Source organism: Roseobacter sp. MED193 (assembly GCF_000152965.1).
Lineage (GTDB): Bacteria > Pseudomonadota > Alphaproteobacteria > Rhodobacterales > Rhodobacteraceae > Pseudophaeobacter.
In genome coordinates this window covers 348613-362671 of sequence record NZ_CH902583.1, presented here as the reverse complement: position 1 = coordinate 362671, position 14059 = coordinate 348613, and the positions used below count along the sequence as shown (strand labels likewise).

The window sequence follows — 14059 nt, the reverse complement described above, 5'->3', positions numbered from 1 at the left end:
GATGCCAAATTTTACGCAACTTATAGCTGTTATCCGCGGCGTCTGCGGCGGCGCCCACCGGAGGTTCCATCGCCCCCGCCTGTATTGAAATTCACCTCGGGCAAGGACACGATGGAACCCAGAACCGGGAAGGGGTCCTTTGAGTTCGGGATCGCTGAGGCATTGACGAAATGCTCCTGGAAGCGCGGCTCAACTGCGGTTTCGATTTTCTCGATACGTCGCACCGTCTCTTCGATCTCGCCGCGGGCCTTGGTATTGAGGAGGGCGATACGGGCACCAGTTCCTGCGGCATTGCCCGCGCTGGAGACTTTATCGATGGGGCAATCGGGGATCATGCCCAGAACCATGGCGTGTTTTGCGGAGATATGGGCTCCAAAGGCGCCGGCAAGAACAACGCGATCCACGGTGTCGACACCAAATTTGTCCATCAGCAGGCGAGCCCCGGAATAAAGCGCGGCCTTTGCCATTTGAATGGCGCGAATGTCAGGGTTGGTGATGGTGATCTTGGGGCCGCCATCGGCGCTGCCGTCCCAGACCAGATAGGCATTGGTGCGCCCGTCCTGGATACAGCGGGGCGTTCCAGTTTGCTCGGCCGAGCCAATCAACCCGGAGGCATCCAGCACCCCGGCCATGCGCATCTCAGCAATGGCCTCGATGATGCCCGAGCCACAGATGCCGGTGATGCCGGTGGTGGCGATTGCGGCGTCAAAACCATCCTCGTCCGACCAGATATCGGACCCGATAACACGGAACCGCGGTTCTTTGGTGTCAGGGTTGATTTCCAATCGTTCAATGGCTCCAGGCGCCGCTCGTTGCCCACTTGAGATCTGTGCGCCCTCAAAGGCGGGTCCAGTGGGCGAGGAACAGGCCAGTACCTTGTTCTTATCGCCCAGCAGGATTTCGGCATTGGTGCCAACGTCAACGACCAAGACCAGATCTTCGGATTTGTCCGGCGCTTCCGACAGGGCAACAGCGGCCGCATCTGCACCAACATGGCCTGCAATACAGGGCAGCAGATAGACACGGGCTGCGGGGTGAATATTCAGATCCAGCTCAGCCGCGCGCAGGGCCAGGGAGTCTGAAGTGGCCAGGGCAAAGGGCGCCTGACCCAGTTCAAAGGGATCAATGCCAAGGAACAAGTGATGCATCACGGGGTTACAGACAAATACCGCATCCACGATCAGGTCTTTGTCGATCTCTGCTTCAGCTGCGATCTGGGTGAACAGGGCGTTCATACCTTCCCGTACCGCGCGGGTCATCTCCTGGTCGCCGCCCTCATTCATCATGGAGTAAGACACACGGCTCATTAGGTCTTCGCCAAAGCGAATTTGAGGGTTCATAATACCAGAGGAGGCAACGACTTCGCCGCTTTTGAGATCGCAAAGATGCGCGGCGATGGTCGTGGAGCCCAGATCAACCGCCAACCCGTAGACAGTCCCCTCATAGTAGCCAGGCCAGATATGCATGATCTTGGGCGGGTGGCTCTTATCACCAAGATGCACGGCGACAGTGGCCTTCCACTGGCCTTTGCGCAGGGCAGGTTGCAGGCTTTGCAGAATATGGAGGTCGGTTTTGACCCCTTTGAGTTGCCATTGGTTCTCCAGCGCCTCGATCAACCGCTCCATATCGCCAGAGGGTTTGTGCATGTCGGGTTCTTCAACCTCGACATAGAACAGCCGGGTTGAGGGGTTCATGGTGATGTCGCGCGCCTCGGCGCGTTTGCGAACCACCTGACGGTGCACTTGGCTTTCAGGTGGGACGTCAATGACCACATCCCCTTGGACCTGCGCCTGGCAGCCCAAACGGCGGCCATCCAACAACCCTCGTTTATCCTTGTAGCGTTGCTCGACCTTGTTCCATTCGGTCAAGGCATCATCCGCTACGGTCACCCCATGTTTGGAGAACTCACCATAGGAGGGGGTAATCTGGCATTTCGAGCAGATACCACGCCCGCCACACACAGAATCGAGATCGACGCCCAATTGGCGCGCGGCGGTCAAAACGGGCGTGCCCACCGGAAAATGGCCGCGTTTGCCTGATGGTGTAAAGATGACGAGAGGATCGCTGCTCATGAAGGCACCCCTTGGATTCATGTATTGTCCGGGGACCATAGGGGCTTGGCCTAGTAATCAAAAGTCGTAGAACGCCACAATCTGGTCTAGTGGCGTCATTTTCTATCGTCGCAATGGCACCAACACGAGCGTCGATCGGTGCACAGGTGCAGCTGATCTGGGCTTTGGAAAAGTTAATCCGAAGAAACTCTCTTCAGCCAATCCAGAATCTCCTGGCGGTTGCCGTCTAGGCGCGGGGCTGGGGCGCGTGTCTTGGGGTCCAGCAAGCCGGACATTTTGATGGGATTTCCAGCGGCGACATAGGCTGGGGCCCCTTGCTCATCCAGGACATCAACCACCATGTTGCGGGCCAGGATTTGTGGATCTTTTAGGACCTGAGCCACATCCTGGATTGGCCCGGTGGGGATGCCTGCCTCGGTGAGATGGGAAATCCAATATTCGGCAGGCCGGTCGATGGTCACGGCCTCGATTAAGCGTTTTAAAAGGCGGGCATTTTCGCATCTTGCCGGGTTTGTCGCAAAGCGTTTGTCCTGGGCCAACGGCAGATCAAGCGCAGCACAAAGCCGCGCAAAGAGCGCGTCATTGCCAGCAGCGATCACAAACAGGCTGTCCTCGGCATGGAAGGTTTCAAACGGGGTGATCGATGGGTGGCGTGCCCCCGATGGGCGTGGTGCTTCACCGGTGACCGAGGTAATGGCGATAGCATGTTCAAGCAGGGCCAGTTGACTGTCGAGCATGGCAATATCGACTTTTTGTCCGGTTCCGGTCTTTTGCACCTCGAGCAGCGCGGCCAAAACCCCCTGGGCCAAAAACATGCCTGCTGCAATATCCCCTATCGACGCCCCAACCCGAACCGGCTCACGGTTGCGCTCGCCGGTGATCGACATAACGCCACCCCGGGCCTGAACCACCATGTCGTAGGCAGGGCGTTGCGAGTCCGGGCCTGAATGGCCAAAACCGGAGACCGCCCCATAGATCAGCCGGGGAAAGCGTTTGTGCAGATCCTCCCAGCCAAAGCCGAGGCGCTCCATCACGCCGGGACGGTAGTTCTCCAATATAACATCAGCTTGCGCTATAAGGTCATTGAAAACAATGCGGTCCTCGTTAGATTTTAGGTCCAGTGCAATGCTTTCCTTGCCATGGTTGATGGTGGCGAAATAGGCGCTCTCCTCGCCTTTGAACGGGGGGAAGGAACGGGTGTCATCACCACTGCCGGGACGCTCTACCTTGATGACCCTTGCGCCCAGACCTGCCAGGGTCATCGAGGCATAGGGCCCAGCCAAAACATGAGTGAGGTCAATGATGACAATACCAGCCAAGGGGCCAGTGGCAGAAGGATTTGGCGCGGACATCGGGCGCTCCTCTTGATCTGTTCGCAGTGTCTCAAGGCATAGTTCGTTTAGGTGAAACAACTTTGACGTAGATCAGCCCGATGGCAAATTGTGGCCCTGGCCGCTGGTCTGGGGGCGCGCCTGAGGAAATGCTGCGGTGCAGGAATTCTTTGCAGGGGCTCTTTCCTCTCCCGGGGATCTGTGCAATAGGGTCACCGTCAAACGGGGTTTTGCATAGGGGTAGCAAATGCAGATTCGTGAGGCACTCACCTTTGATGATGTTTTACTGGTACCAGGCGCGTCCGACGTCCTGCCCAGCACAGCGGATACGCGCACGCGCGTCACGCGCAATATTGATCTGAATATTCCGCTGATGAGTTCAGCCATGGACACGGTGACTGAGGCCCGTATGGCGATTGCCATGGCTCAGGCCGGTGGGATGGGGGTTATCCATAAGAACCTCGATGCAGAAGAGCAATCAAAACAGGTGCGCCGGGTAAAGCGTTTTGAGAGCGGGATTGTTTATAACCCGATCACCCTGTTGGCGAGCCAGACCCTGGCAGATGCAAAGGCATTGCAAGAGCGCTATCGTGTCACGGGATTTCCGGTGGTGGACGAAGCAGGCCGGGTGGTGGGCATCGTCACCAACCGCGACATGCGGTTTGCCAATGATGATGACACGCCTGTTTCCGTGATGATGACCTCCGATAATCTGGCGATGCTGCAAGAACCCGCAGATCTGGATGAGGCCAAGTCAATGATGCGGGCGCGCCGGATCGAGAAGCTGCTGGTCACCGATGGCTCGGGCAAGCTGACCGGCCTTTTGACCCTGAAAGACACCGAACAGGCCGTGTTGAACCCGACTGCCTGCAAGGATGAGCTGGGCCGTCTGCGCGTTGCTGCTGCGAGCTCGGTTGGGGATAGCGGCTTTGCCCGTTCAGAGCAGTTGATCGATGCTGGCGCTGATATTGTGGTGGTGGATACCGCGCATGGTCACTCTGCTGGCGTTCTGGATGCCGTCAAACGGATCAAGGCGCAGTACCCCAATGTGCAGGTCATTGCAGGCAATGTGGCCACGGGCGCGGCAACCTCGGCGCTGATTGACGCTGGTGCGGACGCGATCAAAGTGGGGATTGGGCCTGGCTCGATTTGCACCACGCGCATGGTGGCCGGGGTGGGTGTTCCTCAGCTGACCGCCATTATGGATTGCGCCGCGGCTGCGGGCGACACTCCTGTGATTGCTGATGGCGGCATCAAATTCTCGGGCGACTTTGCCAAGGCGATTGCCGCCGGTGCCTCCTGCGCCATGGTTGGTTCGATGATTGCCGGCACCGACGAAAGCCCTGGCGAAGTGATCCTTTATCAGGGCCGCTCGTTTAAATCCTATCGGGGTATGGGCTCGCTTGGTGCCATGGCGCGTGGCTCTGCCGATCGCTACTTCCAGAAAGATGCCGCCAGCGACAAACTGGTGCCCGAAGGCATCGAAGGTCAGGTGCCCTATAAAGGCAGCGCTAATGCAGTGATCCACCAGCTGGTGGGCGGCTTGCGGGCTGCTATGGGTTACACTGGTAGCGCTACAGTTGAGGCGATGCGCAAGGATTGCTCGTTCGTGCGCATCACTGGTGCTGGCCTTAAGGAAAGCCATGTGCATGACGTACAGATCACCCGTGAAAGCCCGAACTACCGTATCGGCTAATAAGATTGGAATGATGACGATGACCCTTTGTAGCTTTGGAGCCTGGGCGTGACCCCGGCTGCCCGCCAGCAGGCGGCCATCGAAATCCTTGATCTGATCCTTGACGGGGAAGCAGCTGAAAAGGCGCTGACTTCTTGGGGGCGGCGTAATCGTTATGCCGGCTCCAAAGATCGTGCAGCGGTGCGCGATCATGTCTTTACCGCCCTGCGTTGCCGCCGCTCCTTTGCGGTGTTGGGCGGGGCGCAGACCGGGCGTGGTCTGGTGCTGGGGTCTTTGCGGGCCGAAGGTGTCGATCCGGAAACCGTGTTTAGTGGCCAGGGCTATGGGCCGAGCCCCTTGACGGAGGCTGAAAGCGCCGAACCAGCCGATTTTGCCTCGGATGCCGAGCGTCTGGATATCCCCGATTGGGTCTGGCCCTCCTTCAGCGAGAGCATCGGCCTGGCGGCAGAAGCCGCAGGGCTTGCCCTTCAGGAGCGTGCACCTGTGCACCTGCGGGTCAACCTACTACGCAGCAATCGCTCTGACGCAATTGAGGCCCTGGCGGAGGAAAGCATCCTCTGTGAGCCACATCCTGCTAGTGAAACCGCTTTGGAGGTCACTCAGGGGGGGCGCAAGATCCGCAACAGTGATTGCTTCGCTGACGGTTTGGTCGAACTGCAAGATGCCGCCAGCCAAGCAGTTGTTGATAAACTGCCACTGGAAGATGGCATGCGGGTGCTTGATTTCTGTGCCGGTGGAGGTGGCAAAAGCCTGGCCATGGCGGGGCGCGCAAAAATAGATCTTTTTGCCTATGATGCGAATACTAGCCGGATGAACGACCTGCCGTTAAGGGCACAGCGGGCCGGTGCCGACATTACCTGTCTGTCAGAGGACGAGTTAGAGAACGCCGCGGCCTTTGATTTGGTGTTGTGTGATGTGCCCTGCTCCGGGTCTGGATCCTGGCGGCGGGCGCCAGAAGGTAAATGGCGTCTTACCCGTGCTATGCTGGATGAAATCCGCCTGTCTCAAGGTCAGATCCTGCAGGATGCGGCGCAGCTGGTGCGCGAAGGGGGGCACCTGGCCTATGCGACCTGCTCGATGCTGGACGAGGAAAACAGCGCACAAATACAAGGCTTTCTCGACCGTCACGACGGCTGGAAGGTCGCTGAACAGGCCTCTTGGCAGGTTCAGGATGGAACTGACGGATTTTTTGTCACTGTGTTGACGCATATCGGCTAGGGTTGTTAGGTAATTCGTCAGGAAAGCTACATCTCCCTTAACGTGGCTTTAAGACTTTGGGCGCGTTATGGCGTCTACTAATCCTGAAGATGGAGCCGAAATGTCCGGTCGCCAAAACTCCTCCGTGCCTGCGCTACGGATCTACCATCCCGAGCATCTTCGCCTTGGGGCGACTTTGCTCTTGTCCATTGGGCTGATGGTGGTGCCGAGCTTCTTTGCCTGGCCTGATTGGATCATGCGGGGGCTTCTGACGGTCGGTTTGACGCTGCTTGCGGTGGCTCTGTTGATGCTCTTTCAAGCGCGTCTGCGGATCAATGCACGCGCTATGGCGGTAGAGCTGCTCACGGGGTTTATCGAAAAAGACGCCACGCCCAGTTTTGTCACCGATGATGACGGAACCATTCACGCCTGTAATCAGGCAGCGCAAAACCGGTTTCAGGAGAATGATCGTGAAACCCTGGCCGGAACCTTGCGGTCGGTTCTGGCGAATCCTTCTGCGGTGTTGTTTCGTTTGCAAAGCCGCGCCCGGTTTGAAGGAGCGGCCCGCGAAGATATCGTTACTCGACGCGGCCATGTCCGCCTGGCTGTGCACCAGATGCATGGCGGCAGCTTCCTTTGGCGTGTCGAGGATATTGCCGAACGCCAGCCCGGACGTGGTTCTGAAGCGGTGCCAATTCCAATGATCACGGTGGGGCGCACCGGTGCGGTCTTGTTCATGAACGAGGCGGCGCGCAACTTGGTCGGCGAGCGTGTGAAATCTACAGACCGTTTGTTTGTATCGCTGCCAGTGAGCAGTGGTGAGGTGAATACCATCACCACAAAAAACGGCCCGCTCGACGTGTTGGTTACCGAATTGAACCGAACCCAAGGGCGCAGTGAGTTGTTCTTGATGGAGGTGAGCGGTGCCGGGCTGCAGAGCCAGCAGACCAGTTTCGAACATATGCCGGTTCCCTTTATCAAACTTGCGCCCTCGGGTGATATTCTGTCGCTCAATAAGATGGCGATGGGAATGCTTGGGCTGGACAGTCGTGATAACCTGAAATTGGGGCAGTTGATGGAAGGGCTGGGGCGGCCAATGTCGGATTGGCTCCGCGACACCGCCGATGGGCTGGCCTCCAACAAATCCGAATTCCTGCGGCTGTCGCGGCCGGACAAAGAGGTCTTTGTTCAAGTGACACTGACCCGTGCCGTGGAAGAGGGCAAGACCATCTTGATTGCGGTGCTGAACGACGCCACCGAACTAAAAACCCTGGAAGCGCAGTTCGTTCAAAGCCAGAAGATGCAGGCAATTGGTCAGTTGGCGGGCGGTGTCGCCCATGATTTCAACAACCTTTTGACCGCTATTTCAGGCCATTGCGATCTATTGCTGCTCCGCCATGATCAAGGCGACCAGGACTACGGAGATCTGATTCAGATCCATGAGAATGCCAATCGTGCGGCCTCACTGGTGAGCCAACTTCTGGCCTTTTCCCGTAAACAGACGCTATTGCCTGAGGTGTTAGATGTACGCGATACCCTCTCGGACCTGACCCATTTGCTTAATCGACTGGTCGGGGAGAAGGTCACCCTGACCCTAAGCCACGATCCGGTGATGCGCTCGATCCGGGCCGATAAGCGCCAGCTTGAGCAGGTCTTGATGAACTTGGTGGTGAATGCCCGCGATGCCATGCCCAATGGTGGTGAGATTCGCGTGCGCACCGAGGCTGTCACCCTGGAAAAACCGCTGAAACGGGACCGTGCCTCTGTGCCTGAGGGCAACTGGATCACTGTGAAGGTCAGCGATGAAGGCGTCGGAATTCCCCCAGATAAACTGCAAAAGGTCTTTGAGCCCTTCTACACCACCAAACGCACGGGCGAGGGCACTGGCCTTGGTCTATCCACAGCCTATGGGATCGTGAAACAGACTGGTGGCTTTATCTTTGTCGACTCGGTGCCCGATAAGGGGACACAGTTCACCCTGTTCTTCCCCGTCTACCAGGAGGGAGAGGATGATAGGGCTGCAGCCGAAGCTAACGATGAAGCACCCAAGGCTGCCCCCGCGCCTCAGCACGGGGAGGGCGTGGTGCTCCTGGTTGAGGATGAAGCGCCAGTGCGGGCCTTTGCCTCGCGCGCCCTCCGTATGCGGGGCTATACGGTTCTTGAGGCGGAATCCGCCGAGGATGCGCTGCGGACGCTTGAAGATCCAGGCCTCACGGTCGACGTCTTTGTGACGGATGTGGTGATGCCGGGTATGGATGGGCCAAGCTGGGTGCGCGAAGCGTTGAAAACCCGCCCAGATACCCGTGTTGTTTTTGTTTCAGGCTATGCCGAAGGCGCCTTTGGAGAATCCGAACCGGATGTGCCCAATTCGGTTTTCCTACCGAAACCCTTCTCGCTTAATCAGTTGACAGAAACGGTTCACGCGCAGCTGCATTGAGGTCAACCGGATCAAGAAGTGTCACGCTGGACAGCATGGGCGGTCATTTTGGCATGCCGCTGTCCGAACGTCACGCAATGCTGTCATACAGGTCGAATTCCTCAGGCTTCTTGCGGCGGTATAGCGCTTCGATTTCAGGGCTGAGCGTCAGATCCATGACCGGACTGACATTGCATTTTTGCAAGGAGATTTTCACTTTAAGCCGGTCTTCAAGGAAGGATTGAATGGCTGGCTGGTCCTCGTAGCGAAACAAATGGGTGACATGACAGCCATTTTTCTGCGCCTCCAAAAACTTTGCCTGGCTGCCTACGTTTGCGTGCCCAGGTTGCTGGCCCTTGCAGTAGTCGCGCACAAACTGGTCAAAACTGATACCATGGGTGGCATTGGTTTTACCCAGCATAAAGGGGCGCTGGCGAAACCGGTACCAACTTCCCAACCAACTCACCGGCTCGCGCATGACTGCGGCAACCTCAAGTTCCACATCACAGACACGTTCAAACATCGGGCGAATCCAACGGTTGTAGCGATAAAGCGGTGCATGTTTGAGCTCTGGCGGGTTGGTAATCGCCAAGTCAGCGCGGGTTTGCAGAGCCTCCTGATAGGCCGATGTTCCGGTTTTGGGAACCGAAAGCAGTACCAGCTTTTCGTCATAAAATACCAGCATTTCCCGCGTCAAACCCTTTGAAATAAGATGAATATAGGCCGTTTGCCCCTGTTTAACATCTGCCCTGCGATCTGAATAGGTGAAGTTTGTGTTTGCTTTGTTCTCCTTTTGACCCCATAAGGAACAAAAGGCAAACAAACCAGTGATTGCTGCTGGCGCAGCTCTATGACACATAGAAGGGGACAAGGGACTATGGCGGATCTTTTGACCATGAAAAACAAAGTAAGCGGTGACAAGCAAAAGGCGCTCGATAGCGCGCTTGCACAGATCGAACGGCAATTTGGCAAAGGCTCCATCATGAAGATGGGTGACGGTGCCATTCAGGAAATCGAGGCCAGCTCGACAGGTTCTCTGGGCTTGGATATTGCTTTGGGCATTGGTGGTCTGCCGATGGGGCGGATCATTGAAATCTACGGCCCTGAAAGTTCGGGCAAAACAACGCTGACGCTGCACTGTGCCGCAGAGCAGCAGAAAAAGGGGGGCGTTTGCGCCTTTGTTGACGCCGAACATGCGCTGGACCCGCAATATGCGGCCAAACTGGGCGTTGATCTGGATGAGTTGTTGATCTCCCAGCCAGACACAGGCGAGCAGGCGTTGGAAATTACCGATACGCTGGTGCGGTCCGGAGCGGTAAATATGGTCATTGTCGACTCGGTTGCGGCATTGACGCCCAAATCCGAACTTGAAGGTGACATGGGCGATTCCAATGTTGGCGTTCAGGCTCGGTTGATGAGCCAGGCGATGCGTAAGCTCACCGGTTCTATCAGCCGCTCAAACTGCATGGTGATCTTTATCAACCAGATCCGGATGAAGATCGGCGTAATGTTTGGCTCGCCTGAAACCACAACTGGCGGTAACGCGCTTAAGTTTTATTCTTCCGTTCGTCTGGACATTCGCCGCATCGGCGCTGTCAAGGATCGCGATGAAATCGTGGGCAATGCCACCCGCGTAAAAGTGGTTAAGAACAAGGTGGCGCCTCCCTTCAAGCAGGTTGAATTCGACATCATGTATGGCGAAGGCATCTCCAAGATGGGCGAGCTGCTGGATCTTGGTGTTGCGGCCGGCGTGGTGAATAAATCCGGGTCTTGGTTCTCCTACGGGGATGAACGGATCGGGCAGGGGCGTGAAAACGCCAAACAGTTCCTGCGCGATCATCAGTCCATTGCCTATGACATTGAAGATAAGATCCGTGCCGCGCATGGGCTGGAATTTGACCGCCCTGATGGCGGTGATGAGGATGATATTCTCGAAGGCTAAGCCGCCGCGGGATTTGATCAAAATGAGGTTTAAAAGGGACGCGGCGCATGCTGCGTCCTTTTTACGGTCTTTGGGTAGGCACGGGCTGTGGACAGGGGCTTGTTGGGGGGATAAACCTCTCTCCAACCTTGAACATTGCCCGCGAAGGGACCCCTATCCATGGCGACGCTGAACGATATCCGCTCTACCTTTTTGAACTATTTTGCCAAGCAGGGGCACGAGATCGTAGACTCCAGCCCGCTAGTGCCGCGCAACGATCCCACCCTGATGTTTGTCAACTCAGGCATGGTGCAGTTTAAGAATCTGTTTACCGGCGTTGAGACCCGCGACTATCAGCGTGCCACAACAGCGCAGAAATGTGTACGCGCTGGTGGTAAGCACAATGATCTCGACAATGTGGGCTATACCGCGCGTCACCATACCTTCTTTGAAATGCTCGGGAACTTTTCCTTTGGCGATTATTTCAAAGAAGACGCGATCCCCTTTGCCTGGGAACTCATTACCAAAGAGTTTGGTATCGACAAAAATCGGCTGCTGACCACGGTTTACCACACCGATGATGAGGCTTTTGCGATCTGGAAAAAACTCGGCGTGCCTGAGGACCGCATTATCCGCATCGATACAGCTGACAATTTCTGGCAGATGGGCCCCACTGGCCCTTGTGGCCCTTGCACCGAAATTTTCTATGATCACGGCGATCACATCTGGGGTGGCCCTCCTGGTTCTCCCGAGGAAGACGGCGACCGTTTCATCGAGATCTGGAACGTCGTTTTCATGCAAAATGAGAAGTTCGAAGACGGCTCGATGACCCCGCTGGACATGCAGTCTATTGACACCGGCATGGGGCTGGAACGGATCGGCGCCCTGCTACAGGGCAGCCATGACAATTATGACACCGACCTGTTCAAATCCCTGATCGAGGCCTCAGCCGACGTCACCAGTTCCGACCCCTATGGCGATCAGAATGTGCATCACCGCGTCATTGCGGATCATTTGCGTTCCACGTCCTTTTTGATGGCCGATGGGGTGATGCCCTCCAATGATGGCCGTGGCTACGTGTTGCGCCGCATCATGCGCCGTGCCATGCGTCATGCGCATCTTTTGGGGGCCAAGGATCCGGTTATGCACCGTCTGGTTCCGGCTTTGGTACAGCAAATGGGCGCTGCCTATCCTGAACTTGGGCAAGCGCAGTCCATGATTGAAGAAACATTGAAACTGGAAGAAACCCGTTTCAAACAGACGCTGGAACGCGGTCTGAAGCTTTTGGATGATGAGGTTTCTGGTCTAGACGAGGGGGCGCCGCTTCCAGGGTCTGCCGCCTTTAAGCTCTATGATACCTTTGGTTTCCCGCTTGACCTGACCCAAGACGCCCTGCGCGAGAAGGGGCGTGAAGTCGATACTGACGGATTTGACAGCGCCATGGCCGAGCAAAAGGCAAAGGCCCGCGCCGCCTGGGCCGGATCAGGGGAAGCGGCTGACAGCACCGTTTGGTTCGACATTGCTGACAAACATGGTGCCACTGATTTCCTGGGCTATGAAACCGAAATTGCCGAAGGCCAGGTTGTGGCCTTGGTGAAAGACGGGGGCGAGGTCAGCGAAGCGGGATTGGGCGACAAGGTACAGCTTGTCCTGAATCAGACTCCCTTCTACGCCGAATCCGGTGGTCAGGTGGGCGATAGCGGAGAGATCCGTGTTGATGGCGGGCTCGTCCAAGTTTCGGACACCAAAAAATCCGCGGGCGTCTTTATTCATATTGGTCAAGTGGTTGAAGGCTTGGTTACGGCCGGAGCTCCGGCTCAGTTGGTGGTTGATCCGACACGGCGGTCTGCCATTCGTGCCAATCATTCTGCCACGCACCTGCTGCATGAAGCTCTGCTTGAGGCACTTGGCGAGCATGTGGCGCAGCGCGGGTCGTTGAATGCAGATGACCGCCTGCGGTTTGATTTCAGCCACACCAAGGCCTTGAGTGATGCTGAACTCTGCCAAGTGTCTGCGGATGTGAATGCCTTCATCCGTCAAAACACCCCGGTTGAGACCCGGATTATGACCCCAGATGACGCGCGCGCCCTGGGGGCGCAGGCCTTGTTCGGTGAAAAATACGGCGATGAGGTGCGGGTTGTCTCAATGGGCAAGGCGGATACCGGCAAAGGCCAGTCCGGTGACACCTATTCGATCGAACTATGTGGTGGGACACATGTGCGCCAGACCGGTGATATTGGGACCTTTGTGATCCTCGGCGATAGCGCGTCCTCTGCCGGGGTGCGCCGGATTGAGGCTTTGACCGGTGCCGCAGCTTTTGAGCATCTGCAACGGACCGCGGGCCAGATGGCCGAAATCGCAGGCACGCTTAAGGCCCAACCGGGTGATGTGATGGATCGACTGAAATCCATGATGGACGAGCGAAAGGCGCTGCAAAATGAGATCTCGACCCTGAAGCAACAGCTTGCCATGGGCGGCGGTGCCGGTGGCGGCGTTGAAGCCAAAGAGATCGGTGGCAAGAAGTTCCTTGCTCAGGCCTTGGAAGGGGTTTCTGGCAAAGACCTGCGTGCGTTGATTGATGCACATAAACAAAGCATTGGCTCAGGGGTTATCCTCTTGATCGCTGAGGAGGGCGGTAAGGTGGCCGTTGCCGCTGGGGTCACAGATGATTTGATTGGCGATGTCTCTGCCGTGGATGTTCTGCGAGCAGCCGTTCCCGCAGTTGGGGGCAAAGGTGGCGGTGGCCGCCCGGATATGGCACAGGGCGGAGGCAAGGACTTTGATGGAGCCGCAGCCGCGATTGCCGCAGCTGAGACATTTTTGGCAGGCTAACTGTTCTTTGCAGGTCAAAGGACTGGCTTTAAAAATCTGAGACGCCCGTTGTCGAGAGGACAGCGGGCGTTTTGCATGGGTTGGACCATTTGGTCAAAAAAGTGATCGACGCTGGGTCCCAATCGCCTATGCTGAGCCAAAGCTCAGGCAGATTACTGGAGGATCCCTAATGCCCGCACTTTGGATTGCACATGTTACCGTCACGGACGAAGAGGCCTATGGCAAATATGCCAAATTGGCTGGTCCAGCTGTAGCTAAGGCCGGCGGCGAGTTCATCGCCCGTGGCGGTCGTTTTGTGCAGCTAGAAGGCAAGGAACGCCCGCGCAATGTGGTTGCCAAATTCCCCAGTGTTGAGGCGGCAGTAGACTGCTATCACAGCCCCGAGTACCAAGAGGCGTTGAGCCATGCACGTGGCGCGTCCGAACGCGAATTGATGGTCGTTGAGACCAGCGAATAATTCTAGCCACCTGCTGAACTGAAGTGAAAAGGGCTCCTGGTTGGAGCCCTTTTCCTTTTTTGGTCGCGTTCCTAGGAAAAAACTTGGTCTTGGAAATGAAAAGGACGCCCATAGGCGTCCTTTCAATTATTTTTGGT

General features: G+C 56.7%; 9 protein-coding genes. 6 read left to right on the top strand and 3 right to left on the bottom strand.

Going from position 1 to position 14059, the window contains the following annotated elements:
- Positions 1–29 precede the first annotated feature (29 nt).
- Complete coding sequence (locus MED193_RS04230; RefSeq protein WP_009808406.1) at positions 30–2072, bottom strand: ASKHA domain-containing protein; 2043 nt, start codon at positions 2070–2072, stop codon at positions 30–32.
- A gap of 173 nt (positions 2073–2245) precedes the next feature.
- A complete protein-coding gene (locus MED193_RS04225; protein WP_009808405.1) occupies positions 2246–3424 on the bottom strand; it encodes a CaiB/BaiF CoA-transferase family protein in 1179 nt (392 codons plus the stop codon).
- A gap of 226 nt (positions 3425–3650) precedes the next feature.
- Between MED193_RS04225 and guaB the strand changes: the two genes are divergently transcribed.
- The 3 genes from guaB to MED193_RS04210 all read left to right on the top strand — a co-directional run bounded on the left by guaB (position 3651) and on the right by MED193_RS04210 (position 8733).
- Entirely contained in the window at positions 3651–5099 is a 1449-nt protein-coding gene (guaB, locus tag MED193_RS04220) for an IMP dehydrogenase (protein WP_009808404.1), read from the top strand.
- A gap of 48 nt (positions 5100–5147) precedes the next feature.
- Positions 5148–6317 carry an RsmB/NOP family class I SAM-dependent RNA methyltransferase gene (locus tag MED193_RS04215; protein WP_009808403.1) on the top strand — a complete coding sequence of 390 codons (1170 nt, stop codon included), beginning with the start codon at positions 5148–5150 and terminating at the stop codon, positions 6315–6317.
- A 100-nt stretch (positions 6318–6417) separates the two neighbouring features.
- Positions 6418–8733 (top strand): PAS domain-containing hybrid sensor histidine kinase/response regulator, encoded by a 2316-nt coding sequence (locus MED193_RS04210; protein WP_009808402.1) that lies wholly within the window; start codon positions 6418–6420, stop codon positions 8731–8733.
- Positions 8734–8803: 70 nt separating this feature from the next.
- Here MED193_RS04210 and MED193_RS04205 read toward each other — a convergent pair whose 3' ends face one another.
- Entirely contained in the window at positions 8804–9397 is a 594-nt protein-coding gene (locus MED193_RS04205) for a hypothetical protein (RefSeq protein ID WP_039966627.1), read from the bottom strand.
- A 192-nt stretch (positions 9398–9589) separates the two neighbouring features.
- On the opposite strand from MED193_RS04205, the gene recA reads away from it, so the two are divergent.
- The 3 genes from recA to MED193_RS04190 all read left to right on the top strand — a co-directional run bounded on the left by recA (position 9590) and on the right by MED193_RS04190 (position 13922).
- Positions 9590–10654 (top strand): recombinase RecA, encoded by a 1065-nt coding sequence (recA, locus tag MED193_RS04200; protein ID WP_009808400.1) that lies wholly within the window; start codon positions 9590–9592, stop codon positions 10652–10654.
- 159 nt (positions 10655–10813) lie between these two features.
- A complete protein-coding gene (gene alaS, locus MED193_RS04195; protein WP_009808399.1) occupies positions 10814–13465 on the top strand; it encodes an alanine--tRNA ligase in 2652 nt (883 codons plus the stop codon).
- A 169-nt stretch (positions 13466–13634) separates the two neighbouring features.
- Positions 13635–13922 carry a DUF1330 domain-containing protein gene (locus MED193_RS04190; RefSeq protein WP_009808398.1) on the top strand — a complete coding sequence of 96 codons (288 nt, stop codon included), beginning with the start codon at positions 13635–13637 and terminating at the stop codon, positions 13920–13922.
- The last annotated feature ends 137 nt before the right edge of the window (positions 13923–14059 follow it).